Annotated in this window: 2 protein-coding genes; both read left to right on the top strand. The window is 72.6% G+C overall.

Annotated elements, in window-relative coordinates; translation table 11 throughout:
* The coding region (locus Q0L15_RS21920) for an ABC transporter permease subunit (RefSeq protein ID WP_296606941.1) at window positions 1–355 on the top strand (355 nt) is incomplete at its 5' end.
* On the top strand, window positions 352–704 hold a 353-nt coding region (locus Q0L15_RS21915; RefSeq protein WP_296606939.1), incomplete at its 3' end, for an ATP-binding cassette domain-containing protein. The genes Q0L15_RS21920 and Q0L15_RS21915, both read left to right, overlap by 4 nt.

Here is a 704-nt window from a genome sequence, read left to right as displayed (position 1 = left end):
CAGCCAGGTGCTGTCGATCAAGGAGCGGCCGTACGTCGAGCGGGCCCGCGCCCTCGGGGCCGGGCACCGGCACCTGATCGGCCGGCACCTGCTGCCGAACGTCGTCCCGATCGTCTTCGCGAACACCACCCTCACCGTGGCGATCGCCATCCTGTCGGAGACCACGCTCAGCTTCCTCGGCCTCGGCGACCCGACCCGGGTGTCGTGGGGCTCGATGCTCGACGAGGCCTACAGCGTCGGCGCGATCACCGGGGGTCTGCGTGGTGCTCGTCGTGCTGTCCTTCACGCTGGTCGGCCAGGCGCTCGAAGAGGTCCTCAACCCGAAGCTGCGCGAGCGATGAGGGCAGGGCGATGAGCGAGCTGCTGCGGATGGAGAGCCTGTCGGTCACCTACCGGACCGAGGAGGGGCCGCTGCCCGCCGTCCGCGACGTCGACCTGGTCGTCGACCGCGGCGAGGTGGTCGGCGTGGCGGGGGAGTCGGGGTGCGGGAAGTCCACGCTGGCCAGCACCGTGCTGCGGCTGCAGCCGGCGTCGGCGACGGTGACCGGCAGCGTCCTGGTCGACGGCGAGGACGTGCTCACGATGCGCTGGGGCGACCTGCGCGCGCTGCGCTGGGCGGGCGCGTCGATCGTCTTCCAGGGGGCGCTGCACTCGCTGAACGCCGTCCGCCGGGTCGGCCAGCAGATCGCCGAGCCGATCCGGCT

This window comes from Nocardioides sp., from assembly GCF_024509035.1.
GTDB lineage: Bacteria > Actinomycetota > Actinomycetes > Propionibacteriales > Nocardioidaceae > Nocardioides.
Note: the sequence above shows the minus strand (reverse complement) of the source record. Positions and strands in the feature narration are given on the sequence as shown.